The sequence below is a fragment of the Pseudomonas sp. Leaf127 genome (assembly GCF_001423155.1).
Lineage (GTDB): Bacteria > Pseudomonadota > Gammaproteobacteria > Pseudomonadales > Pseudomonadaceae > Aquipseudomonas > Aquipseudomonas ovata.
Map to the genome: position 1 here is coordinate 425,645 of NZ_LMOA01000022.1, position 24,316 is coordinate 449,960.

The window sequence follows — 24,316 nt, forward strand, 5'->3', positions numbered from 1 at the left end:
AATGATTATCTACGGTGTGGCATTTCTAGCATTTTGTACCCTGGCAGGCCTGTTCATCGGCGAGGTCCTGGGCCGGTTGATCGGCGTGCCGGCCAATGTCGGCGGCGTCGGCATCGCCATGATCCTGCTGATCGGCCTGGGCAGTTACCTCAACAAGCGCGGCGTACTGGCCGGCAAGTCCGAGCAGGGCGTCGAGTTCTGGAGCGCGATCTACATCCCCATCGTGGTGGCGATGGCGGCGCAGCAGAACGTGTTCGGCGCGCTCAAGGGCGGCCCGATGGCGATCCTGGCCGGCACGCTGGCGGTGGCGGTGGCCTTCGCGATGGTGCCAGTCCTGACCCGGATGGGCGGCGGCGCCAGCGTCGAGCCTGAAGCGGTCGCCCCCAGCAAGACGGCGGGGTGAGCGCCATGTACGAATCGATAATCAAAGTGGTAGGTGGTTATGGCCTGGTCGCCGGCTTCGCCGTGATCGGCATCACCATGTGGGTGTCCTACTGGATGTCCAACACCTTCACCAAGGGCCGCCTGCACGGCTCGGCGATTGCCATCCTGCTGGGCCTGGCCCTGGCCTATGTCGGCGGCGCCGTGACCGGCGGCCAGAAAGGCTTGGTCGACCTGCCGCTGCTGTCCGGCATCGGCCTGCTGGGTGGCGCCATGTTGCGTGACTTCGCCATTGTGGCCACCGCCTTCGGGGTCAATGTCAACGAACTCAAGCGCGCCGGCTATGTAGGCGTGTTCTCGCTGTTCGTCGGCATCGGCACCTCGTTCGTGGCCGGCGTCGGCGTGGCCCTGGCCTTCGGCTACACCGATGCGGTCAGCCTGACCACCATCGGCGCCGGCGCGGTGACCTATATCGTCGGCCCGGTCACCGGTGCGGCGATTGGCGCCAGCTCCGAAGTCATGGCCCTGTCGATTGCCGCCGGCCTGATCAAGGCCATCCTGGTGATGGTCGCCACACCGTTCATTGCCCCGTTCATCGGCCTGAACAACCCGCGCAGCGCGGTGATCTTCGGCGGCCTGATGGGCACCTCCAGCGGCGTGGCCGGCGGCCTGGCCGCCACCGATCCGAAGCTGGTGCCCTACGGTTGCCTGACGGCGGCGTTCTACACCGCACTGGGCTGCCTGCTCGGGCCCTCGCTGTTGTATGTGGCGATGCGGGCAATTTTCGGGTAGGTCATAGGCGATCACCTGCCGCCTTGGCGCGCCGCAAGCATAGGGCTGGCGTAGGAGCACGCTCTGCCCGCGACCGGCTGCGTTAGCAGTCGTAAAATTGTGGCGTTTCCGAGATTTTACGAGCGCTAACGCACTCGGTCGCGGGCAAGCGCGCTCCTACTGCCAGTGGTATCCGTAGGAGCGGCTGCAGAGAGCGTTGCGTCAGTTATTGGGGCATGTCGCCACAGCCTGTGGCTGCAATTGATCAAGCAGCCGGTCGACCACTTCCTGGGCCTGGCTGACCAGGCGCATTGATGCCATGGCCAGGTGACGGGGTTGGCCGCTCAGGCTGTCGGCGCATTCGTACACTGTGGCGCCGGCACAGCGCAGCAGGTCCGAGGCTTCGGCGAGCTGGATTTCCAGAAGTTCGAGGGTGGTGCCAAGGGCGGGGATTTCGAGGGTGAGCGGTGGGTCGGGGACGATTTTCTTCATGGGTGTAACCTCCTGATCATTTCAAGAGGCCGACACCTTTCACTACTACGCGAAGGGTGGCAGCCGTGCGCAGGGGTAGTAGTCCGGAGATCAGGTATCCGTGCACCCGAAGGTGCCCCACGCACGACCGCCATAAATGCAGGCCGAAAAAAAGCACCTTGCATAAGGTGGCGCTGTGCGCCTGACTACGGGCTACTACCCCCGTGTCACTGAATTGGCAGTGACGGTAGGCAGCCTAGTGACCCGATCAGGCAGGCGCAAGCGGTCGGGATTGTCTCGGAAATTTCCCTCAAGAGAAAGAGAGATGTCTTGCAATCGGCTGACAGAAACATCCGAAAAACCGCGCGATAACCGGATATTTCCGACAGCCACGTCTGGTACGGACTCTTGTAGGTGCGCGCTTGCCCGCGACCGAGTGCGCAGCGCTCGCAAAATCTCGGAAACGCCACAAACGCATGACTATTAACCCATCCGGGATCTATGAAACGCCACAATTTTACGACTGCTAACGCACTCGGTCGCGGTGGTCCGGCATTCCGGCAAGCGCGCTCCTACAGACCGTGTATCCCATTCAGGTACGGCTGGCGTACATCCGGCACTCGGCCACCAGTGCCAGCAGGTTCGGGTCGCGTTCGCGGGATTTGAGGAACACCACGCCGATGGCCTGCTGCATGCGGTAACGCGCCTGCAGCGGGATCAGTTTGACGCGGTTTTCATACACCGCGGCGATGCGCCCCGGCAGCAGGGCGTAGCCCACTCCGGAACTGACCATGCTCAGCAAGGTGAAGATGTCATTGACCTGCATCGCCACCTTGGGCTCGAAGCCCGCCTGCTGGAACACCCGGATGCCGTCGCGGTGGGTGGCGAAGCCCTGGGTCAGGGTGATGAAGGTTTCTTCACGCAGGTCGCTCAGGTCGACCTCGGGGTGCCGGGCAAACGGCGAGTCGACCGGCACGGCCAGGAAGATGTCATCACTGAACAACGGCAGGTGGTCGCAGTCCGGGTCGTGCACGTTCTCGTCCAGCGACACCAGCATCGCGTCCACTTCCATGTTCTTGAGCTTGTACAACAGGTCCATGTTCGAGCCCAGGATCAGGTCGATGTTCAGCTCGCTGCGGCGCAGCTTCAGGCCCATGATCAACTGCGGCACGGTGCGCACGGTCAGCGAGTACAAGGCACCGAGCCGGAAGCGCGCGGCCGAGAAGCCGGCGGCCTGGCGGGTATGCTCGACGGCGGCCAGCACGTCCTGGATCAGCTTTTGTGCGCGCTCTTCCAGCACATAGGCGCTTTCCAGCGGCGTCAGGTTGCGGCCCTCATGCTTGAACAGCGGGCAGCGCAGGGCACTTTCCAGTGAGTGGATGGCGCGGTGCACGCTGACATTGCTGGTCTGCAGCTCGGCGGCGGCGCGGCTCAGGTTGCCGGTGCGCATGAAGGCCAGGAATGTTTCGAGCTTCTTGAGGGTCAATTCATCGTCGATCTGCATGGCGGGCGCTGGTGATGGGCGTGCCCTCGATTGTGCCCAAGTCGCCGGCAGATGGCTGCGTTAAATCCACCGGTTGTTAAAGGGTGTCATGCAAAACCGTTTATAACGGTGGAACCTTCGGTCACAAAAGGGCAAGCAACCGATGTACTACGGAGAAAAATTCAACGCCTGGTCGCACCTGGTCGGCACCGTGCTGGCGACGATCGGTGCCGTCTGGCTGCTGGTGCTGGCCAGCGTGCAGCACGATATCTGGAAGATTGTCAGCATCGCGGTGTACGGCGTGTGCCTGGTGGCGCTGTACAGCGCCTCGACCGTTTACCACAGCGTGCAGGGGCGGGCGAAGACGATCATGCGCAAGGTCGATCACTTTTCGATCTACCTGATGATCGCCGGCAGCTACACCCCGTTTTGCCTGGTGTCGCTGCGCGGGCCCTGGGGCTGGAGCCTGTTCGGCGTGGTCTGGGCGCTGGCGCTGATCGGTATCCTGCAAGAGATCAAGCCGCGCTCCGAGGCGCGTGTGCTGTCCGTGGTGATCTACGCGGTGATGGGCTGGATCGTGCTGGTGGCAGTCAAGCCGCTGCTGGCCACGCTGGGCCCGGCAGGCTTTGCCTGGCTGGCCGGCGGCGGGGTGATGTACACCGTCGGCATCCTCTTCTTTGCCTTCGACCATATCCGCCACTGGCACGGCATCTGGCACCTGTTCGTGATCGCCGGCAGCCTGATGCACTTTGTGGCGATCTGTGGGTATGTGGTGTAGACGCAAAACCCGTAGGAGCGACCAACGGTCGCGAATGCAGAGCCAGCCGCCGGCGATATTGAATGTACCGGCCCTTTCGCGACCGGTGGTCGCTACAGACATCGCGGTCAGAAATCGCCCCACAGTTGCTGTGCCACGCTCAGGGCCACCACCGGGGCGGTTTCGGTACGCAGCACGCGCGGGCCGAGGCGGGCGGCATGGTAGCCGCAGGCTTTGGCCTGCTCGACTTCCTGGTCGCCGAGCCCGCCTTCGGGGCCGATCAGGAAGGCCAGGGTGCCGGGCGCCGGGTGGCTGCTCAGCGGCTCGGCGACCGGGTGCAGTACCAGCTTCAGGTCGGCCTGGGTCTGCTTGAGCCAGTCGGCCAAAGGCTGCGGCGGGTGAATCACCGGCACCACGGAGCGGCCGCACTGTTCGCAGGCGCTGATGGCGATCTGTTGCCAGTGGTCCTGGCGCTTTTGCGCCCGCTCGTCCTTCAGGCGCACTTCACAGCGCTCGCTGACGATGGGGGTGATCTCGGCCACGCCCAGTTCGGTGGCCTTCTGGATCGCCCAGTCCATGCGCTCGCCCCGCGACAGGCCCTGGCCCAGATGAATGCGCAGGGTCGATTCGGGCTGGCCGGCAAACTGCTCGTCGAGCTGCACGCGCACCTGTTTCTTGCCCACTTCCAGCAAGGTGCCACGGTATTCATGGCCGGAGCCGTCGAACACTTGCAGGGCCTGGCCTTCGGTCATGCGCAGCACCCGGCCGATGTAGTGCGCCTGGGCCTCGGGCAAGGTGTGTTCGCCCAGGCTCAGCGGGGCGTCGATGAAGAAGCGGGACAGTCTCATGCAAGGGGTCTCTGGTAAAAAGTCTTAAGTCGCAGGCCGGCAAGCCGCCTCCCACATTGGGTTTCGTGTTGTCTGACGGGTTTAGCCCGGATCACGAAAATCAGGGTGGAAGCCTTCGCGTACCGGCACGCTGATGCTTTCGCGGGTGGCAATGTCGATGCCCTCGCTGGCCACCTCGGCCAGAAAGTCGATCTGCTCTTCAGTGATCACGTACGGCGGCAGCAGGTACACCACGTTGCCCAGCGGGCGCAGCAGGGCGCCACGTTCCAGGGCGTGCTGGAAGACCTTCAGGCCGCGGCGTTCCTGCCAGGGGTAGGGCGTCTTGCTGGCCTTGTCCTGGACCATCTCGATGGCCAGCGCCATGCCGGTCTGGCGCACTTCGGCCACGTTGGGGTGGTCGGCCAGGTGCGCGGTGCGGGTGGCCATGCGCCGGGCCAGGGCCTTGTTGGCCTCGATGACGTTGTCCTGCTCGAAGATGTCCAGGGTCGCCAGGGCGGCGGCACAGGCCAGCGGATTGCCGGTGTAGCTGTGCGAATGCAGAAAGGCGCGCAGGGTCGGGTAGTCGTCGTAGAAGGCGCCGTACACCTCGTCGGTGGTCAGGCAGGCCGCCAGCGGCAGGTAGCCACCGGTCAGGGCCTTGGACAGGCACAGGAAATCCGGGCGGATGCCGGCCTGTTCGCAGGCGAACATCGTGCCGGTGCGGCCAAAGCCCACGGCGATCTCGTCATGGATCAGGTGCACGCCGTAGCGGTCGCAGGCCTCGCGCAGCAATTTGAGGTACACCGGGTGGTACATGCGCATGCCGCCGGCGCCCTGGATCAACGGCTCGACGATCACCGCCGCCACACTCGCATGGTGCTCGGCCAGGGTCTGCTCCATGGCCTGGAACATTGTGCGCGAGTGGTCTTCCCAGCTCACCCCGTCCGGGCGGTGGAAGCAGTCGGGGCTGGGCACTTTGAGGGTGTCCATCAGCAGCGGCTTATAGGTTTCGGTGAACAGCGGCACATCGCCCACCGACATCGCCGCCATGGTCTCGCCGTGGTAGCTGTTGGTCAGGGTGACGAAGCGTTGCTTGCCCGGCTGGCCGCGATTGAGCCAGTAGTGAAAGCTCATCTTCAGCGCCACCTCGATGCACGACGAACCGTTGTCGGCATAGAAACAGCGGGTCAGGCCCTCAGGGGTGAGCTTGACCAGGCGTTCGGACAACTCGATCACCGGCTGGTGACTGAAGCCGGCGAGAATCACATGTTCAAGCTGATCGACCTGGTCCTTGATGCGCTGGTTGATGCGCGGGTTGGCGTGGCCGAAGACATTGACCCACCAGGAACTCACCGCGTCCAGGTAGCGCTTGCCTTCGAAGTCTTCCAGCCACACGCCTTCACCCCGGCGGATGGGAATCAGTGGCAGGTGTTCGTGATCTTTCATCTGGGTGCAGGGGTGCCACAGCACCGCCAGGTCGCGCTGCATCCATTGATCGTTCAGGCCCATGGGCAATCTCCGTCAAGCGACTCGCTGGGTGCGAGGGCAAACAATGGCGCCAGCCTAGTGAATGCTGGCTCATGGGACAACCTTTGCTGGCAGCGACAGCGCTGCAAGCACGGCTGGCGGCCTTTTGATGGCTGACGTATGCTGCGCCGCTCTTCGCGTTTTATTGCAGCATGTTGCTGACATTTCCCACATTTTTTATCGGAGTTTGCGCAATGCGTTCGGCCTGGCTGCGTGCCTGTGTGTTGGTGGTAATAGGGCTGGTCAGCGTCAATACGCTCGCCGATGACAAGCCGCGCACGGCCATTGTGGTCGGCGGCGGGCTGGCGGGACTGACCGCCGCTTATGAACTGCAAGCCAAGGGCTGGCAGGTGACGGTGCTCGAAGCCCGTGGCAGCACTGGCGGCCGTTCGGGGCTGGCCGGCAGTGAGTGGATCGGCAACAGCAAGGCCCAGCCGCTGCTCAACCAGTACCTGGAGCGCTTCAAGCTGACCAGCGTGGCGGCACCGGAATACGTGCGTACGCCCGGCTACCTGATTGATGGCGAGTACTTCACCGCGGCTGACCTGGCCGTGAAGCAACCGGCCACGGCCGAAGCGCTCAAGCGTTACGACGCCACGCTGGATAACCTGGCGCGCTCCATCGACGACCCGGAAAATCCGGCGGCCAACAGCACGCTGTTTGCGCTGGACCAGATCAACGTGTCCAACTGGCTGGACCGCCAGAACCTGCCACCGGTGGCCCGGCAACTGGTCAACCAGCAGATCCGTACCCGCTATGACGAGCCTTCGCGCCTGTCGCTGCTGTATTTTGCCCAGCAGACCCGGGTCTACCGGGGTGTCGATGAGCGCGACCGCCGTGCCGCGCGCCTGCCCGGTGGCAGCGCCGTGCTGGTCGAGGCACTGACCCGGCAGATCAAGTCGATCAAGACCCAGTCGCCGGTGTCGGCGATCATTCAGGACAAGGACAGCGTCACCGTCAAGGTGGGCGCCGTAGGCTACAGCGCCGACTATGTGGTGCTGGCCGTGCCGCTGCGGGCGCTGGGCAAGATCCAGCTCACCCCGGCGCTGGACGGCAAGCACCAGGCGGCGCTCAAGGGCACCAACTACGGTTGGCGCGACCAGATCATGCTCAAGTTCAAGACCCCGGTATGGGACAGCAAGGCGCGCCTGTCGGGCGAGATCTTCAGCAACACCGGCCTGGGCATGCTGTGGATCGAGCCGGCGCTCAAGGGCGGCGCCAATGTGGTGATCAACCTGTCAGGCGACAATGCACGGATCATGCAGGCCTTTGGCGACAAGCAACTGGTCGACCAGGTGCTGATTCGCCTGCACACGCTGTACCCACAGGCGCGTGGCGCCTACACCGGCTATGAAATCCGCCGCTACAGCGTCGACCCCGGCACTGGTGGTTCGTACCTGGCCTATGGCCCGGGGCAGATCAGCAAGTTCTGGCGCCTGTGGGAAAAGCCGGTGCAGCGTATCGCCTTTGCCGGCGAGCATACCGACACCCTGTACCCCGGCACCCTGGAAGGCGCCTTGCGCAGTGGCCAGCGCGCCGCCAGCCAGGTGCAGGACCTGGCGGCGGGCAAGTCGTTCGAGCCTAAAGTCATCCCGGCCGTGCCGGTGGCCGTGCCGGCGAAAAAAGCCGAGCCTGGGTTCTTCGACAAGCTGTTCGGCCGTGCCGACGAAGCCCCGGCCGCCAAGGCCCCGGCGCCTGCACCCTTGCCAGAGCCCGTACCGGCCGCCCCGGTGATGGCGCCGACACCGGCACCCGTCCCGGCCCCGGTGGTGGTTCCAGCCAAGGTCGAACCGGCGAAAACACCGGTGAAGAAGGAAGCCGTCAAGAAAGAGCCCCACCACAAGGCCTCGACCCACAAGGAAAGCCCCAAGAAAGAACCGGCCAGGAAAACCGCGCCATAGAGGCCAACGCGAACCCGCTGTAGGAGCGCGCTTGCCCGCGACCGAGTGCGTAGCGCTCGCAAAATCTGCGAAACGCTGAAAATTTACGACTGCTAACGCAGCCGGTCGCGGGCAAGCGCGCTCCTACGGGATCAGAAGGGGCGTGGCAGGGGCTCAGCGCTTGTCGTTCAGCAGGAAGTTCCCCGGTCCTTCGTTGTCCAGCACCGGCACTTCGGCTTCGTCCTTGAGGTCGACGCCGGAGAGCTGGCGGCGGCAGGCTTCGCGCATCAGGTACATCAGGCGAAAGGTCGCCATGCCGTAGCTCAGCCCTTCAAGCCGCACGTTGGAGATGCAGTTGCGGTAGGCGTCGTTGAGCCCGACTTTGGGGCCGTAGGTGAAATACAGCCCCAGGCTGTCCGGTGAGCTGAGTCCTGGTCGTTCGCCGATCAGGATCACGCTCATCTTCGCCCCCAGCCGCTGCGCCACTTCATCGGCCACCGCGACCCGGCCCTGTTGCACCAGGGTGATGGGCGCCAGCGACCAGCCCGCTTCATTCACCTGCTCCAGCAGCTTGTCGAGAAACGGCAGGCTGTGCCGGCGCACGGCCAGCGACGACAGGCCGTCGGCGATGACGATCGCCAGGTCGAAGCCTTTGCCCTGCTGCGCAGCGTAGGCGTCCAGCGCCTGCGCGGATTCCTCGTTCAGCCGCCGGCCCAGGTCAGGGCGCTGCAGGTAGGTGTGGCGATCGGGCGCGGCACTGTGCGCCAGCAAGGTGTCGAGCTGGCGACCTTGCAGTTCTTCGCGCAAGCCTTCGTGGTCGAACGGCAGGTGCACCGCGTCGCGGGCCTGGGCGTGGGCGAACTGAAAGTCCAGTTGCGCCGCCGTGGGCAGACTGGTGCCGGCGCGGCCCAGGGCGATGCGCGCCGGGGTCAGCTGGCGCAGGTGCTGCCAGGGGTTTTCGGTGGCGGGCGATTTGTCTGTCATGAGCACCTCTTAACTGAGTTGCGCCAGGGCCTGGCGAAATGCCGGTGGCAATTCGCTGCCCATGCGCAGTTGACCGCCCTGCTGCTGGAAGATGCCCATGCGTGCCAGCCACTGCTCGAATTCCGGTGCGGCATGCAGGCCCAGCACCTGGCGGGCATACAGCGCATCGTGGAACGAGGTGGTCTGGTAGTTGAGCATCACATCGTCCGAGCCCGGAATGCCCATGATGAAGTTGATGCCGGCCGCGCCCAGCAGGGTCAGCAGCACGTCCATGTCGTCCTGGTCGGCCTCGGCATGGTTGGTGTAGCAGATGTCGCAGCCCATCGGCACCCCCAGCAGCTTGCCGCAGAAGTGGTCTTCCAGGCCGGCGCGGATGATCTGCTTGCCGTTGTACAGGTACTCGGGGCCGATGAAGCCGACCACGGTGTTGACCAGAAACGGATTGAAATGCCGGGCCACGCCGTAGGCGCGGGTCTCGCAGGTCTGCTGGTCGACGTCATGATGGGCGTTGGCCGACAGCGCGCTGCCCTGGCCGGTCTCGAAGTACATCAGGTTGTTGCCCAGGGTGCCGCGCTTGAGGCTCAGGCCGGCGTCATAGCCTTCCTGCAGAATCTTCAGGCTGACGCCAAAACTGGCATTGGCCGCCTCGGTGCCGGCAATGGACTGGAACACCAGGTCCAGCGGCGCGCCGCGTTCGATGGCGGCAATCGAGCTGGTGACGTGGGTCAGCACGCACGACTGGGTCGGGATCTGGTAACGCTGGATGATCGCATCAAGCATCTCCACCAGTGTGCAGATCGAACTCATGCTGTCGGTGGCCGGGTTGATGCCGATCATGGCATCGCCGTTGCCGTACAGCAGGCCGTCGACGATGCTGGCGGCAATGCCGGCCGGATCGTCCGTGGGGTGGTTGGGCTGCAGGCGGGTCGACATCCGCCCGCGCAGGCCCTGGGTGTTGCGAAAGCGGGTTTCGACGCGGGTTTTCTGCGCCACCAGCACCAGGTCCTGGATGCGCATGATCTTCGACACCGCCGCGGCCATTTCCGGGGTCAGGCCGGGGGCCAGCGCCTTGAGGCTCTGTTCGTCGGCCTGCTCGCTGAGCAGCCAGTCACGCAGCCCGCCCACGGTGAGGTGGCTGACCGGCGCGAAGGCCTCGCTGTCGTGGGTGTCGATGATCAGGCGGGTGACTTCATCGCTTTCATATGGAATCAGCATCTCCTGCAAGAAATGCTTGAGCGGCACGTTGGCCAGGGCCATCTGCGCCGCTGCGCGCTCGGCATCGCTGCCGGCGGCGACCTCGGCCAGGTAGTCGCCGGAGCGCGCCGGGCTGGCCTTGGCCATCAGCTCGCGCAGGTCCTCGAAGGACCAGGTCATGTGGGCGATGGTGTGGGTAAAACGAGCCATGGTCTGTCTCCTGTGGTAGCCACCCGCAGGGGGTGGCCACCTTGTACCGGTCAGCGCAGGGATTGTTCGGCAGCCTGGATGGCGGCGAACTCTTCCTCGGGAGTGCCCGACACCAGGTGGTGACGGCTGTACAGGGCGAAGTAGGCAATGAACAGTGCGTAGATGACCGCCGCGCCGATCACCACCCGCGTGTCGACCAGAAAGCCTGCGACCAGGGCAATGGCCGCCAGCACCAGCGCCACCGCCGAGGTCACTACGCCACCCGGTGTGCGATACGGGCGTGGCATGTCCGGACGCCGCACGCGCAGGGTGATGTGCGCGGCCATCATCAGTACATACGACAGCGTGGCACCGAAAACCGCCACCAGAATCAACAGATCGCCCTGACCGCTCAGCGACAGGCCGAAACCGATGATGCCCGGTACGATCAGCGCCATTACGGGTGCCTTGTTGCGGTTGGTCAGCGACAGGCCGCGCGGCAGGTAGCCGGCCCGCGACAAGGCGAAGATCTGCCGCGAATAGGCGTAGATAATCGAGAAAAAGCTGGCAATCAGACCGGCCAGGCCGACCAGGTTGACGAACTGGCTCATCCAGGTCGAACCGCCATAGACCTTGACCAGCGACTCGACCAGCGGGTTACCGGAGGCGACCAGCGCCTGCGCACCGGCGGCACCCGGACCGACCAGCAGGATCAGGCCGGCAAAGGCCAGCAGCACCAGCATCGCGCCGATCAGGCCGCGGGGCAGGTCGCGCTTGGGGTCCTTGGTTTCTTCGGCGGCCAGTGGCACGCCTTCGACCGCCAGGAAAAACCAGATGGCGTAAGGCAGCGCGGCCCAGATGCCCATGTAGCCGAACGGCAGGAAGCTGCTGGCGCCGGCGGCGGTGGTGGCCGGAATGTCGAACAGGTTGGCGACCTGGAAGTGCGGCACCATCGCGACGATGTACACGCCCAGGGCGATGGCTGCTACGGCGGTGATTACGAACATCAGTTTCAGGGCCTCACCGGCACCCAGAATGTGAATGCCGATGAACACCACGTAGAACACCAGGTAGATGATCCAGCCGCCGATGCCGAACAGCGATTCGCAATAGGCGCCGATGAAGCAGGCAATCGCCGCGGGGGCGATGGCGTATTCGATCAGGATTGCCGTGCCGGTCAGAAAGCCGCCCCAGGGGCCGAACGCGGTACGGGTGAAACCATAGCCGCCGCCGGCGGTGGGGATCATCGATGACAGCTCGGCCAGCGAGAAGCACATGCACAGGTACATGGTCGCCATCAGCAAGGTGGCGATGAACATGCCGCCCCAGCCGCCTTGGGCCAGGCCGAAGTTCCAGCCGGCGTAGTCACCGGAAATCACATAGGCCACGCCCAGGCCGATCAGCAATACCCAGCCGGCAGCGCCTTGTTTGAGTTGGCGGCTGGCGAAATACTCGGCGCCGACCGCTTCGGTTTCCACGCCGCCCTGAGAGGCGGATGGGGTAAGTGTCTCTTTGGACATGTCTGGACTCCTTCGTGGCCCGCCGGGTAACAGCGGGCCGCAGCTGTGTTGGATTGGCTGTCTTGGCGGCAGATCAGAAGAAGCCCAGCGGGTTGATGTCGTAGCTGATCAGCAGGTTCTTGGTCTGCTGGTAGTGGTCGAGCATCATCTTGTGGGTTTCACGCCCGACCCCGGACTTTTTGTAGCCGCCGAAGGCAGCGTGCGCCGGGTACAGGTGGTAACAGTTGGTCCATACACGTCCGGCCTTGATCGCCCGGCCCATGCGGTAGGCGCGGTTGATGTCGCGGGTCCAGACGCCGGCGCCCAGGCCGAACTCGGTGTCGTTGGCGATTGCCAGGGCTTCGGCCTCGTCCTTGAAGGTGGTCACCCCGACCACCGGGCCGAAGATTTCTTCCTGGAACACGCGCATGTCGTTGGTGCCCTTGAGCAGGGTCGGCTGGATGTAATAGCCGCCGGCCAGGTCGCCTTCGAGTTGCTCCGAGGCGCCGCCGGTCAGTAGTTGTGCGCCTTCCTGCTGGGCAATGTCCAGGTAACCGAGGATCTTTTCATATTGCTGCTGCGAGGCCTGGGCGCCGACCATGGTCTCGGTGTCCAGCGGGTTGCCGCGCTTGATCGATTTGATCTTCTTCATGACCTCGACCATGAACGGCTCGAAGATCGACTCCTGGACCAGGGCCCGCGACGGGCAGGTACAGACCTCGCCCTGGTTGAAGAACGCCAGCACCAGGCCTTCGGCGGCCTTCTCGATGAAGGCCGGTTCTGCCTGCATGATGTCTTCGAAGAATACGTTGGGCGACTTGCCGCCCAGCTCGACGGTGCTCGGGATGATATTGGCGGCGGCGCATTTCATGATGTGCGAGCCCACCGGCGTGGAGCCGGTAAAGGCGATCTTGGCGATGCGCGTGCTGGTGGCCAGGGCTTCACCGGCTTCGCGGCCAAAGCCCTGGACAATGTTGAGCACACCCGGCGGCAGCAGGTCGCCCACCAGCTCGGCGAAGACAGTGATCGACAGGGGCGTCTGCTCGGCCGGCTTGAGCACCACGCAGTTGCCGGCGGCCAGGGCCGGGGCCAGCTTCCAGGCGGCCATCAGCAGCGGGAAGTTCCACGGGATGATCTGCCCGACCACGCCCAGCGGCTCGTGGAAGTGGTAGGCCGCGGTGTGTTCGTCGATCTCGGCGCTGCTGCCTTCCTGGGCGCGGATGCAGCCGGCGAAGTAGCGGAAATGGTCAGCGGCCAGCGGCACGTCGGCGTTCAAAGTCTCGCGCACGGCCTTGCCGTTGTCCCAGCTTTCGGCCACGGCCAGCAATTCGAGGTTGGCTTCGATGCGGTCGGCGATCTTGAGCAGGATCCGCGAGCGGTTCTGCACCGAGGTCTTGCCCCAGGCCTCGGCGGCGGCATGGGCGGCGTCCAGCGCCTGGTCGATGTCCGCCGCCGTCGAGCGCGGGAACTCACCGATCACCGAGGCGTCCACCGGGCTGGTGTTGGTGAAGTACTGACCGCCCGCGGGGGCTGTGAACTCACCACCGATGTAGTTGCCATAGCGTGGCTTGAGGGTGATGACAGCGCCTGCGGTACCTGGTTTGGCATAGATCATGAGTATTCTCCGGACGACGTTTCTTGTTATTCGAGAAGGCCTGAGGAATAAGGCTGGTCTTCATCTTGAGCGGATTTCATGACGCCGACTTGACCTTGAGAATGGCTTTTTGTCACCTGAGGTCAACTTTTGCCGACGACATATCGCGCTGTCGTGTTGAGTCAAATCCGCCGCTCTGCGGCGGTGCGGGTGTTTCCTGACGACCCATTTTGGGGCGTCCTACAACGTTATGGGTATTGTTCTGACCTGCCTGGCAGCGGGGGCCGGGCGGTTGAGGATGGGCGGCGTATTTCTTGCTTGTTGACATGACTTGTCACAAAGGAGGCCTCGATGAGCATTCTTCTCGCCCAGCCGGAACTCTCGGGGCGCGCTTCGCTGCTGGCCGGGGCCCAGGCCAATGCCGGCGTGCTGGCTGCTGCCGCCAGCGGCCTGTGCGACTTCATCGAAAAGCAGGGCGGCGACCCCGACCGGGTGCTGGGGGTGTCGGGTATCGACCCGGAATCACTGCGTCACCCGACCCTGAGCCTGGCCTTGCCCAACTACTGCCAGGTGCTTGAAGAGGCCTCGCGCCAGTCGGGCTGCGACAATTTCGGCCTGTACTACGGCCAGCAATTCAAGCCGCAGGCGTTGGGGTTGCTGGGCTATATCGGCCTGTGTTCGGCCACGGTCGAGCAGGCACTGATCAATTTTGCCCGGGCCTTTCCACTGCACCAGCGCAACAGCCTGATTCGCCTGGTCGATGCCGGGGAGTGCTACCGCTTCGATTACCAGGTGCGTCACGGCGCCATTCTGTGCCGGCGCCAGGACGCCGAGTTGACCCTGGGCATGGCGCTCAACCTGGTCCGTCATGTGCTGGGCAACCAGTGGGCGCCGCGGGCGGTGCATTTCGAGCATCCACGCCCGGAGCACTGGCATGAGCACTGCAAAGTCTTCGATGCACCGGTGTATTTCGAGCAGCCGTGCAATTCGCTGTTGATCCCCAAGCGCGGCCTGCAACGCAGCATGCCGCAGAGCGATCCGTTGCTGTTGCTGGTGATGCAGGATTCGCTGAGCCAGCTCAGCCGCCTGGGCGGCCAAGGCGAGCTGGACATCGTCGATGCGGTGCGCGAGCAGGTGCGCCAGCGCCTGCTGGAAGGCGAGCCGGTGCTGGAAACCATCGCCGAGCAACTGGGCCTGTCCAGTTGGGCGCTGCAACGCCGCTTGCGCGAGCACAACCTGAGCTTCTCGGCAGTGGTCGACACCCTGCGCCGCGAGCTGGCCACCCACTACCTGGGCCAGGCGCAGCTGCCGATTTCCAGCCTGGCGCCCTTGCTGGGCTATTCGGAATCCAGCGCCTTCTCCCGCGCCTTCCGCCGCTGGTTCGGCGTCAGCCCCCGCCAGTGGCGGCAGGGTCCGGTGTAAAAACGCGCGACAGTGTTGGAGCCACCGGTCGCGAAAGGGCCGGCACATTCAAGATCGCCGGCGGCTGGCAGGCTGCATTCGCGACCGTTGGTTGCTCCTACAGAACAGGCTATTCGGGCAGGCATCGACCGGTAGGAGCCCGCTTGCCGGCGACCGAGTGCGGAGCGCTCGCAGAAATTGATTAAACGCCGCTATTTTTACGACTGCTGCGCAGCCAGTCGCGGGTAAACGCGCTCCTACGGGTTTGCGTCTGTTCCCTTTCAAGGCCATAGACCTTGCGAAAGGGCCGGTACATTCAATGTATCTGGCTCAGATTCCCGACGCTCACAAGCAAGGTGCCATGCCCAATTCGTTTGCCTATGGATACCGTTCGTCGGTAGCAAAAAACCGGCGGTCTTGCGCCCGTATTCCCCGCTTCGATTTCTGGCGATGCTGCGCTGCGCCTGATTTGCAGGTGCGCAACGAACCGCCAGCGCGCGTCATGGTCTGAAATCCGCGACAGCACAAACGGTTAATCCATCGTATTTATCGATAGTTAAAAGCCATTTTTTGCGCTTTCTTTCGATAGATAAATCGCTAGTCTGATCGCACGTCTTACAAGGTATCAAGCAATGCAGCTACGCAATTCCTCCTCTCGTTACGGTCTGGTCAGTCGCGTGCTGCACTGGGGTGTGGCCCTGACCGTGTTCGGTCTGTTTGGCCTGGGGTTGTGGATGATGGGGCTGGATTACTACGACAGCTGGCGCAAGCAAGGGCCGGACCTGCACAAGAGCATCGGCCTGGTGCTGTTCGCTGCGATGCTGCTGCGCGTGATCTGGCGCTTTGTCAGCCCGCCGCCACCGCCGCTGGCCAGCTACAGCCGAATGACCCGCCTTGGCGCTGCCTTTGGCCATGCCTTCCTGTATGTCGCGCTGTTTGCGGTCATGACGGCCGGTTACCTGATTTCCACCGCCGATGGCGTGGGCATTCCGGTCTTCGGCCTGTTCGAGGTGCCGGCGCTGATCAGCGGACTGCCGCAGCAGGCCGATACCGCCGGGCAGATTCATTTTTACCTGGCCTGGGCCATCGTGATTTTCGCGGGGCTGCATGGGCTGGCTGCACTGAAACACCACTTTATTGATCGTGATGTGACCCTCAAGCGCATGCTGGGTCGTAATTGATAGTCCAACCATAAAGGGAATACAGCATGTTGAAGAAGTCTCTCGCCGCTCTGGCCCTGGGTACTGCTCTGTTCACCGCCGGCCAGGCCATGGCCGCCGACTACGTGATCGACAAGGAAGGCCAGCACGCCTTCATCGACTTCAAGATCAGCCACCTGGGCTACAGCTTCATCCACGGCACGTTCAAGGACTGGGACGGCACGTTCAGTTTCGACGCGGCCAAGCCTGAAGCGAGCAAGATCGCGGTCGAGCTGAAAACCGCCAGCCTGTTCACCAACCATGCCGAGCGTGACAAGCACATCCAGAGCAAGGATTTCCTGGACACCGCCAAATTCCCAGAGGCCAAGTTCGTCTCCACCAGCGTGAAATCCACCGGCGAGAAAACTGCCGATGTGACCGGCGACCTGACCCTGCATGGCGTGACCAAGCCGGTGACCATCAAGGCCACGTTCAATGGTGAAGGCAAGGATCCGTGGGGCGGCTACCGTGCCGGCTTCAACGGTTCGACCACCCTCAACCTGAACGACTTCGGCATCAAGGGCCCAGGCCCGACGTCGCAGACACTGGACCTGGACATCTCGCTGGAAGGCGTGCAGAAGAAGTAAGCGCTTTTCGATAGATGCAAAAACGCCGACCCTTGGGTCGGCGTTTTTGTGTGTGGCGTACGGCGAGGAGCGCATCACCGCAAAAGCCGCTCGCCGCCCGGCCGCGCTACTCAATATTCAATTCACCGCTTGTAGGAGCGCGCTTGCCCGCGACCGGCTGCGCAGCAGTCGTAAAATCTCGAAAACGCCACAAATTTACGACTGCTAACCCATCAGGGATCTATGAAACGCTGAAAATTTACGACTGCTAACGCACTCGGTCGCGGGCAAGCGCGCTCCTACAGATCGGGCGCTCCGGTTTCAGCTGTCGCGGTTGCGGGTCAGCAGGGCCGGTTTTTCACCGCGTGGGCGGTTTGGCACTTCGTCGAGCAGTTCGGCGGACGGGAAACGATCAATCTTCGATTCCTTGTGCACGATCTTCGGCTGTTGCGACTGACGCTCCGGCGGGCGAACGGCGGGCTCTTCACGGGCCTGACGGTCACGCGGGGCGTTGTTGCGCGGTGCACCGGTGCGCGGGCCATTGCTGGTGCGCTTGCCGGCACCTGCACCGGCACCTGCCGGACGTGGCGTGTTGCTGCGCGGGGCCTGGCCCTGCGGACGGGCAGCTCCGGTGCCAGCGGCAGGTGCGGCGCCCGGACGACGGCCACGGCCCTGGGACTTGCCCTGGTAAGGGCTGACGTAGTCGGCGCGGTTGCCGAAGTTGTCGACCTCGTCATCCAGGAACACTTCCGGGTCGCGATTGGCCGGCGCACGGGGTGCGGCCGCCGCCTGCTGTTGCGGCTGTGGCTGGGTGCGAGCAGTGCCTTCACGCGGTTTTTTTTCGCGTGGCGGACGGGCCGGACGCTCACCGGGAGCGGCGGCTACGGCCGGCTTGTCCTTGCTCTTGCTGTCACGCCCTTTGTCTTTGCCTTTATCGCGACGGCCGCCGCTTCCCTTTTCGCCTTTGTCGGCGCCTTCGGCACGGCCGCTACGGGTGTTGCGCTGTGGGCGTGGCTCGCGGGTTTCAGGCTTTTCGGCCTCGACCTTGGAAGCATCGAAACCGGCCAGGTCGCCGTCGGCGATCTTCTGGCGGGTCATGCGCTCGATGCTCTTGAGCAGTTTTTCTTCGTCCGGTGCAACCAGCGAGATCGCCTCGCCGCTGCGACCGGCCCGGCCGGTACGGCCGATACGGTGCACATAGTCTTCATCGACATTGGGCAGTTCGAAGTTGACCACATGCGGCAACTGATCGATGTCCAGGCCGCGGGCGGCGATGTCGGTGGCGACCATGATCCGTACTTCGCCGGCCTTGAAGTCGGCCAGGGCCTTGGTGCGGGCGTTCTGGCTCTTGTTGCCGTGGATCGCCACGGCGCTCAGGCCATGCTTGTCGAGGTACTCGGCCAGGCGGTTGGCGCCGTGCTTGGTGCGGGTGAACACCAGCACCTGCTCCCATGCGCCCTGGGTGATCAGGTGGGCGAGCAGGGCACGCTTGTGGCTGGCTGCCAGGCGGAACACACGCTGTTCGATGCGCTCGACCGTGGTGTTGGGCGGCGTGACTTCGATACGCTCGGGGTCATGCAGCAGCTTGCCGGCCAGGGCCGTGATGTCGTTGGAGAAGGTCGCCGAGAACAACAGGTTCTGGCGCTTGGCCGGCAGGCGTGCCAGGACCTTCTTGACGTCGTGCACAAAGCCCATGTCGAGCATCCGGTCGGCTTCGTCCAGCACCAGGATTTCAACGTGGGACAGGTCGACATTGCCCTGGCCGGCCAGGTCGAGCAGGCGACCCGGGCAGGCGACCAGGACGTCGACGCCCTTGGACAGGGCCTGGATCTGGGGATTCATGCCGACACCGCCGAACACGCAGGTGCTGACGAACTTGAGGTCGCGGGCATACAGCTTGAAGCTGTCGTGCACTTGTGCGGCCAGTTCACGGGTCGGGGTCAGGACCAGTACGCGCGGCTGGCGCGGGCCATGACGCTGGGATTTGTCCGGGTGACCGTTGGGAAACAGGCGCTCCAGAATCGGGAGGGCGAAACCACCGGTTTTACCAGTACCTGTCTGCGCCGCCACCATCAGGTCGCGACCTTGCAACACGGCGGGAATGGCCCGCTGTTGCACGGGAGTAGGCTGGGTATAGCCCGCCGCTTCGACAGCGCGGACTAGAGCCTCGGAGAGACCGAGGGAGGCAAAGGACATGAGAAATCCTGTTCTGGTTGGAGCTTGTGCTCAGGGAAATCGTGCCTGGCGCAATGACGTTCGGGCTGCTTTGACCTGCGACGACATGTGGGGTCGCGGTTTTCAGGAGCATATGAGGAACGCGATCGCGTCCGGTGCAGCGGGGTCGGAAATCCATCTCGTGACTGCATCGGCGTGATCGAGATGCCTTTTGCAAGACCCAGCGTCCGGGCGTAAGCCTGGCGGGAAGGCCGGAGTATAACAGAGCCACTACGCTGTGCTTGTTTCCGGCTGCCCAACGGTTTTATCAGGAGTGTGGCCCCGAAGCAATGCTTCGGGGCCATCAGACACAACCTCAGCGTGACGACTCGAGGTTCTTCCAGATCGCCAGGCTCGGTTCGGCCTGGTTCAACGTGTAGAAGTGCAGGCTCGGCGCGCCGCCTTGCAGCAGCTTCTCGCACATCTCGGTGATGACCTGCTCGCCGAACGCCTGGATGCTGGCGCTGTCGTCGTTGTAGGCTTCCAGCTGCTTGCGGATCCAGCGCGGGATTTCCGCTCCGCAGGCGTCCGAAAAACGCGCCAGCTTACTGTAGTTGGTGATCGGCATGATGCCGGGCACGATCGGAATCTCCACGCCCGCCTTGCGCACGCGCTCGACGAAGTAGAAATAGCTGTCGGCGTTGAAGAAGTACTGGGTGATCGCGCTGCTGGCGCCGGCCTTGACCTTGCGCACGAAGTTGGCGATGTCGTCTTCGAGGTTGCGCGCCTGGGGGTGCATCTCGGGGTAGGCGGCGACTTCGATGTAGAAATGATCACCGCTTTCTTCGCGGATGAAGCTCACCAGGTCGTTGGCGTGACGCAAGTCGCCGCTGACCAGGCCCATGCCCGAAGGCAGGTCGCCGCGCAGGGCCACGATGCGCTTGATGCCGGCGGCCTTGTACTCGGCCAGCAGACCGCGCAGGTCATCCTTGCTGTCGCCGACGCACGACAGGTGCGGGGCGGCGGGAACCTTGACCTCGTTCTGCAGTTGCAGCACGGTGTTGAGGGTCCGGTCACGGGTCGAGCCGCCGGCACCGTAGGTGCACGAAAAGAATTCCGGCGAGCAGGCGCGGAACTGCCGAGCAACGCTCAACAGTTTTTCCTGGCCGGCATCGGTCTTGGTGGGGAAGAACTCGAAGCTGTAGACGTGTTTCTGGGACATGAGCGATAACCTTCAAAGCCTGACGCACACCTGCAGGAGCGGATTCATCCGCGAAACGCATCACGGATGAATCCGCCCCTGCGCGGGCAGCTGCTAAATGATCAGTAGCGGTAAGCGTGTGGCTTGAACGGACCTTCGACGGTCACGCCGATGTAGTCGGCCTGGGTCTTGGTCAGCTTGGTCACGACGCCACCGAAGCCACGCACCATTTCCAGGGCGACTTCTTCGTCCAGCTTCTTGGGCAGCACTTCGACAGTCAAACGCTCGGCTTTCTGGGCCGGCGACAGGTCGGCGTACTTCTGCCCGAACAGGAAGATCTGCGCCAGCACCTGGTTGGCAAACGAGCCGTCCATGATGCGGCTTGGGTGGCCGGTGGCGTTGCCCAGGTTCACCAGGCGACCTTCGGCCAGCAGGATCAGGTAATCGTCGTTCTGTGGGTCGAACGCGCCAGTGCCGGTGCGGTGGATCTTGTGCACCTGTGGCTTCACTTCTTCCCATGCCCAGTTCTTGCGCATGAAAGCGGTGTCGATTTCGTTGTCGAAGTGACCGATGTTGCACACTACGGCGCGCTTTTTCAGGGCCTTGAGCATGTTGGCATCGCACACGTTGACGTTGCCGGTGGTGGTCACGATCAGGTCGATCTTGCCCAGCAGGGCCTTGTCGATGCTCGCTTCGGTGCCGTCGTTCTCACCGTCGATGAACGGCGAAACCAGTTCGAAACCGTCCATGCAGGCCTGCATGGCGCAGATCGGGTCGACTTCAGTGACCTTGACGATCATGCCTTCCTGACGCAGCGACTGGGCCGAGCCCTTGCCCACGTCACCGTAGCCGATCACCAGCGCCTGCTTGCCCGACAACAGGTGGTCGGTGCCGCGCTTGATGGCGTCGTTGAGGCTGTGACGGCAGCCGTACTTGTTGTCGTTCTTGCTCTTGGTCACCGAGTCGTTGACGTTGATGGCCGGGATCTTCAGTTCGCCCTTGGCCAGCATGTCCAGCAGGCGGTGCACGCCCGTGGTGGTCTCTTCGGTGACGCCGTGGATCCTGTCCAGCATCGCCGGGTATTTCTTGTGGATGATCTCGGTCAGGTCGCCGCCGTCGTCAAGGATCATGTTGGCGTCCCATGGCTGGCCATCCTTGAGGATGGTCTGCTCGATGCACCACTCGTATTCTTCTTCGGTTTCGCCTTTCCAGGCGAACACAGGCACACCGGCAGCAGCGATGGCGGCAGCGGCCTGGTCCTGGGTGGAGAAGATGTTGCACGACGACCAGCGTACTTCGGCACCCAGGGCAACCAGGGTCTCGATCAGCACGGCGGTCTGGATGGTCATGTGGATGCAGCCGATGATCTTGGCGCCCTTGAGCGGCTGCTCACCGGCGTACTTGCGGCGCAGACCCATCAGGGCCGGCATTTCCGATTCGGCGATGATGGTTTCGCGGCGGCCCCAGGCAGCCAGGGAGATGTCGGCGACCTTGAAGTCGTTGAAATCGGCAGGCGTGTTTACAGCGCTCATTGAAGAGTCTCCATTCCAAGTAAATGCGAATGGGCGCCGTTGTGCGTTAAAGGCCTGCCGGCTGAGGGATCAGCCTGCCAGACAACGCCCCATCCGAGCCTGACAGGGTAAACCTGCTGCAGCGCCCCTCGGACAGGTGGCGGGAACGGTATCGAGAATTGATGACCGTTTGAAAACGGTGTGCAGTATAGCCGTGCGGGCGATTGTTCCAAAGTTTTTCTGCACAGGGCAGTGCGCCGGATGACGGATGGGAAAATATTCTTGTACCGCATCCGGTGCCGGTCGGGGCTTTATCGTCGTGGTTCATCCAGCGTGCAAGGAACCGCACCGTGAACAGCACCCCGAAAGGACTTGAGTCGTCACCCACCCTGATCGTCGAACAGGCGGGCCGTCGCCGGATCACACTGGCAACCCATGAAAATGGCATCGCCCGCCTTGAACTGGACAGCCCGCCGATCCGCAAGCTGATTCTCAGCGGCGGCGGCGCCAAGGGCTTTGCCTATTCGGGTGCGCTGACCGCGCTGGAGAGCCTTGGGGTATTGCCCGGGATCGAGTCGGTGCACGGCTCTTCGGCCGGCGCGATCATGGCGGCGCTGATTGCCTCGGGCATGCCGGCCGCGCCCTTCGATGAACTGAGCGACAACACCGACCTGCTGGCCCTGCTCGACAGCAGCGACCAGAGTATCGGCTGGCTGCAACACGGCCTGGCGCGACTGGGGGAGCGCGCAGACGCTATCCTGCCCGGCACGGCCGGCAGCTTTACCCACCTGCTGCTGGGCGTGTTGCCACGCCTGCAGTCGGCAGCGCTGCCACTGGAAGCGCTGATCCGCGAGCAGGCCCGTACGGCGGTGCTGGCGCTGATTACCGACACGCACCCGTCCGAGGTGCAGGCCGTGCGCAAGCGCCTGCAAGCCGAGGGCGCGGTGACCTTCGCCGACCTTGCGTTGCTCAACCGGTATATTGCGCAGATCAAGCAGCTCACCATTACCGGCACGGCGATGTTTGCCGGCGCACCGCAACTGGTGGTGTTCGGTGCGGCCCTGACCCCCGACCTGGACATCGCGGTGGCCGCGCACGTCTCGGCTGCCCTGCCCGTGGTGTTTCGCCAGCCGGGGCAGGAAGGGCTGGATTTCCAGGTGTTCGACGAGCTGACCTTCTTCCAGGACGGTGGCGTGCTGCTCAACACCCCGGTGCCGCAACTGCTCGACCCGGAGCTGGGCACCGACCTGTTGTCGAGCGCCGACATGCTGATCCTGACGTTCGAGCAGGGCCAGGCAGGCAACAAGCGCGGTGGCCTGACCACCTTCCTTGCCGACTGGCTGGCCGGGGCACCGGTGTCGGCGCAGCGCGAGTGGCAGAACCTGGGCCTCAAGCGCCTGGCGGCGCAGACCGTGGTGGTGCCGTTGCGCACCGAGCGTGGTGATTTCACCGGTGCCTTGAACGGCACGCTGAATTTCACCATGAGCCCGGAGCTTCGCAATCACCTGCAAGAACAGTTGGAACAGGCGGTCAGGACGCACCTGGCCGAGCGCGCTGTGCAGCGCGAAGGTTACGATTTCGACTCACTGGAGGCCGCGCTGCAAAGCCTGGACGACGACATGCTCGCCAGTGTTGCGCGCAGCACCGAAGTGCCCGGGGTCACGCAGACGCTGGCCTGGCGCCGCACCGCGCACGAACGGCTGGCACTGCTTGAGGCGGCCATCGCCGCACTCGACAGCCAGGCCGGCGTGACGCTGACGGACGCCATCGCGGCAGCCCTTGCAAATCTTGATGCCCAGGTTCGTAGCCCGGCGGACACGCAGTGGCTGGCGCTGCAACTGAACCGTCATGAACGGCAGGCCTTCAAGCGGCTGCTCGAGGGCTTGCGTGAGGTGCCGGTGCAGTCGTCGGTGCTGGTGGCGGCGCAGGTCGAGCGGCGCCAGCGCGAGATCCGGGTGATTGCCGGCAACATCAGAAAGGCGCTGATCTTTCCATCGCTGCACCTGCTCTGGCAGACCCAGGCCAATACCGAACTGCTGCTGCGTGCCGATCAACAGCTGTTGCAGGCGAGCACGGCAAGCGAGGTCAATGAGGCGCTGGAGGCCATCATCAGCGGGTATCAATCGCGCAACCGCTTGCCGGTAACGCTCTGGACTTCCACGACCGTCGCGCAGGCCAGGGCCTGGCGAATCGAGGGGGGTGTTTGACAAAGGCTTTTCACAGGACCGCCGTGCTCTGCCATGATGGCTGGCATCTTTAGGTCGGATGTCAGGAGCAAGCATGAATTTTCATACCCGCAAATGGGTGAAGCCCGAGGACCTCAACCCCAACGGCACGCTGTTCGGTGGCAGCCTGCTGCGCTGGATCGACGAGGAAGCGGCGATCTACGCCATCGTGCAGTTGGGCAACCAGCGGGTGGTGACCAAGTACATCTCGGAGATCAACTTCGTCAGCGCCTCGCGCCAGGGCGACATCATCGAGCTGGGCATCACCGCCACCGAGTTCGGCCGCACCTCGATCACCCTGCGTTGCCAGGTGCGCAACAAGATCACCCGCAAGAGCATCCTGACGGTGGAGAAAATGGTCTTCGTCAACCTGGGCGAAGACGGCCAGCCGGCGGCGCATGGTCGAACCGAAATCCGCTACATCAAGGACCAGTTCGACCTGCCGGGCGACGAATGACTGAACCCGTGGGAGCGACCCACGGTCGCCAAGGCAGCGTCGCAG

General features: G+C 63.7%; 20 protein-coding genes and 1 riboswitch. Of the genes, 9 read left to right on the forward strand and 11 right to left on the reverse strand.

What is annotated here, in order from left to right:
• Position 1 precedes the first annotated feature (1 nt).
• Positions 2 to 403, forward strand: a complete 402-nt coding sequence (gene madL / locus ASF84_RS19800; protein ID WP_056840542.1) for a malonate transporter subunit MadL — start codon at positions 2 to 4, stop codon at positions 401 to 403.
• Between the two features lie 5 nt (positions 404 to 408).
• Positions 409 to 1,173, forward strand: coding sequence for a malonate transporter subunit MadM (gene madM, locus ASF84_RS19805; RefSeq protein ID WP_056840818.1), 765 nt, complete (start codon positions 409 to 411; stop codon positions 1,171 to 1,173).
• Between the two features lie 201 nt (positions 1,174 to 1,374).
• Here the strand turns inward: madM and ASF84_RS19810 are convergent, their stop codons facing one another.
• Together ASF84_RS19810 and ASF84_RS19815 are read right to left on the reverse strand one after the other, a co-directional pair.
• The gene (locus ASF84_RS19810) at positions 1,375 to 1,644 is read right to left on the reverse strand and encodes a DUF6124 family protein (RefSeq protein WP_056840543.1); all 270 of its coding nucleotides are present in this window, start codon (positions 1,642 to 1,644) and stop codon (positions 1,375 to 1,377) included.
• Positions 1,645 to 2,215: 571 nt separating this feature from the next.
• Positions 2,216 to 3,127, reverse strand: a complete 912-nt coding sequence (locus ASF84_RS19815) for a LysR family transcriptional regulator (RefSeq protein WP_056840544.1) — start codon at positions 3,125 to 3,127, stop codon at positions 2,216 to 2,218.
• 142 nt (positions 3,128 to 3,269) lie between these two features.
• Between ASF84_RS19815 and trhA the strand changes: the two genes are divergently transcribed.
• On the forward strand, positions 3,270 to 3,884 hold the full coding sequence (trhA, locus tag ASF84_RS19820) for a PAQR family membrane homeostasis protein TrhA (RefSeq protein WP_056840545.1): 615 nt from the start codon (positions 3,270 to 3,272) through the stop codon (positions 3,882 to 3,884).
• Between the two features lie 107 nt (positions 3,885 to 3,991).
• Here the strand turns inward: trhA and ASF84_RS19825 are convergent, their stop codons facing one another.
• Both ASF84_RS19825 and ASF84_RS19830 read right to left on the reverse strand, forming a co-directional pair.
• A complete protein-coding gene (locus ASF84_RS19825; protein ID WP_056840546.1) occupies positions 3,992 to 4,711 on the reverse strand; it encodes a 16S rRNA (uracil(1498)-N(3))-methyltransferase in 720 nt (239 codons plus the stop codon).
• 81 nt (positions 4,712 to 4,792) lie between these two features.
• A complete protein-coding gene (locus ASF84_RS19830) occupies positions 4,793 to 6,199 on the reverse strand; it encodes an adenosylmethionine--8-amino-7-oxononanoate transaminase (protein WP_056840547.1) in 1,407 nt (468 codons plus the stop codon).
• A 212-nt stretch (positions 6,200 to 6,411) separates the two neighbouring features.
• Here ASF84_RS19830 and ASF84_RS19835 point away from each other — a divergent pair, with 212 nt between their 5' ends.
• On the forward strand, positions 6,412 to 8,118 hold the full coding sequence (locus tag ASF84_RS19835) for a flavin monoamine oxidase family protein (protein ID WP_056840548.1): 1,707 nt from the start codon (positions 6,412 to 6,414) through the stop codon (positions 8,116 to 8,118).
• Between the two features lie 153 nt (positions 8,119 to 8,271).
• Here ASF84_RS19835 and eutC read toward each other — a convergent pair whose 3' ends face one another.
• The 4 genes from eutC to exaC form a co-directional block, all read right to left on the reverse strand.
• The gene (gene eutC, locus ASF84_RS19840) at positions 8,272 to 9,081 is read right to left on the reverse strand and encodes an ethanolamine ammonia-lyase subunit EutC (RefSeq protein WP_056840549.1); all 810 of its coding nucleotides are present in this window, start codon (positions 9,079 to 9,081) and stop codon (positions 8,272 to 8,274) included.
• A 9-nt stretch (positions 9,082 to 9,090) separates the two neighbouring features.
• Positions 9,091 to 10,485 carry an ethanolamine ammonia-lyase subunit EutB gene (locus tag ASF84_RS19845; RefSeq protein ID WP_056840550.1) on the reverse strand — a complete coding sequence of 465 codons (1,395 nt, stop codon included), beginning with the start codon at positions 10,483 to 10,485 and terminating at the stop codon, positions 9,091 to 9,093.
• A 50-nt stretch (positions 10,486 to 10,535) separates the two neighbouring features.
• Entirely contained in the window at positions 10,536 to 11,984 is a 1,449-nt protein-coding gene (eat, locus tag ASF84_RS19850) for an ethanolamine permease (RefSeq protein ID WP_056840551.1), read from the reverse strand.
• Positions 11,985 to 12,057: 73 nt separating this feature from the next.
• Positions 12,058 to 13,578 (reverse strand): acetaldehyde dehydrogenase ExaC, encoded by a 1,521-nt coding sequence (gene exaC, locus ASF84_RS19855; protein ID WP_056840552.1) that lies wholly within the window; start codon positions 13,576 to 13,578, stop codon positions 12,058 to 12,060.
• Between the two features lie 330 nt (positions 13,579 to 13,908).
• Between exaC and qhpR the strand changes: the two genes are divergently transcribed.
• The 3 genes from qhpR to ASF84_RS19870 all read left to right on the forward strand — a co-directional run bounded on the left by qhpR (position 13,909) and on the right by ASF84_RS19870 (position 16,744).
• A complete protein-coding gene (gene qhpR, locus ASF84_RS19860; RefSeq protein ID WP_056840553.1) occupies positions 13,909 to 14,979 on the forward strand; it encodes an AraC-like transcriptional regulator QhpR in 1,071 nt (356 codons plus the stop codon).
• A 611-nt stretch (positions 14,980 to 15,590) separates the two neighbouring features.
• A complete protein-coding gene (locus tag ASF84_RS19865) occupies positions 15,591 to 16,139 on the forward strand; it encodes a cytochrome b (RefSeq protein WP_056840554.1) in 549 nt (182 codons plus the stop codon).
• A gap of 26 nt (positions 16,140 to 16,165) precedes the next feature.
• Complete coding sequence (locus ASF84_RS19870; RefSeq protein ID WP_056840555.1) at positions 16,166 to 16,744, forward strand: YceI family protein; 579 nt, start codon at positions 16,166 to 16,168, stop codon at positions 16,742 to 16,744.
• A 300-nt stretch (positions 16,745 to 17,044) separates the two neighbouring features.
• On the opposite strand, the gene ASF84_RS19875 is transcribed toward ASF84_RS19870, so the two are convergent.
• From ASF84_RS19875 to ahcY, 3 genes are all read right to left on the reverse strand, one after another.
• Positions 17,045 to 18,919, reverse strand: coding sequence for a DEAD/DEAH box helicase (locus tag ASF84_RS19875; RefSeq protein WP_056840556.1), 1,875 nt, complete (start codon positions 18,917 to 18,919; stop codon positions 17,045 to 17,047).
• A gap of 334 nt (positions 18,920 to 19,253) precedes the next feature.
• Positions 19,254 to 20,099: a methylenetetrahydrofolate reductase [NAD(P)H] gene (gene metF, locus ASF84_RS19880; RefSeq protein ID WP_056840557.1), complete on the reverse strand. Its 846-nt coding sequence runs from the start codon at positions 20,097 to 20,099 to the stop codon at positions 19,254 to 19,256.
• A 101-nt stretch (positions 20,100 to 20,200) separates the two neighbouring features.
• The gene (gene ahcY, locus ASF84_RS19885; protein WP_056840558.1) at positions 20,201 to 21,610 is read right to left on the reverse strand and encodes an adenosylhomocysteinase; all 1,410 of its coding nucleotides are present in this window, start codon (positions 21,608 to 21,610) and stop codon (positions 20,201 to 20,203) included.
• Between the two features lie 24 nt (positions 21,611 to 21,634).
• A riboswitch (S-adenosyl-L-homocysteine riboswitch) is annotated at positions 21,635 to 21,746 on the reverse strand.
• 193 nt (positions 21,747 to 21,939) lie between these two features.
• On the opposite strand from ahcY, the gene ASF84_RS19890 reads away from it, so the two are divergent.
• Both ASF84_RS19890 and ASF84_RS19895 read left to right on the forward strand, forming a co-directional pair.
• Positions 21,940 to 23,796: a patatin-like phospholipase family protein gene (locus tag ASF84_RS19890; protein ID WP_056840559.1), complete on the forward strand. Its 1,857-nt coding sequence runs from the start codon at positions 21,940 to 21,942 to the stop codon at positions 23,794 to 23,796.
• A 73-nt stretch (positions 23,797 to 23,869) separates the two neighbouring features.
• The gene (locus tag ASF84_RS19895; RefSeq protein WP_056840560.1) at positions 23,870 to 24,271 is read left to right on the forward strand and encodes an acyl-CoA thioesterase; all 402 of its coding nucleotides are present in this window, start codon (positions 23,870 to 23,872) and stop codon (positions 24,269 to 24,271) included.
• Positions 24,272 to 24,316 lie beyond the last annotated feature (45 nt).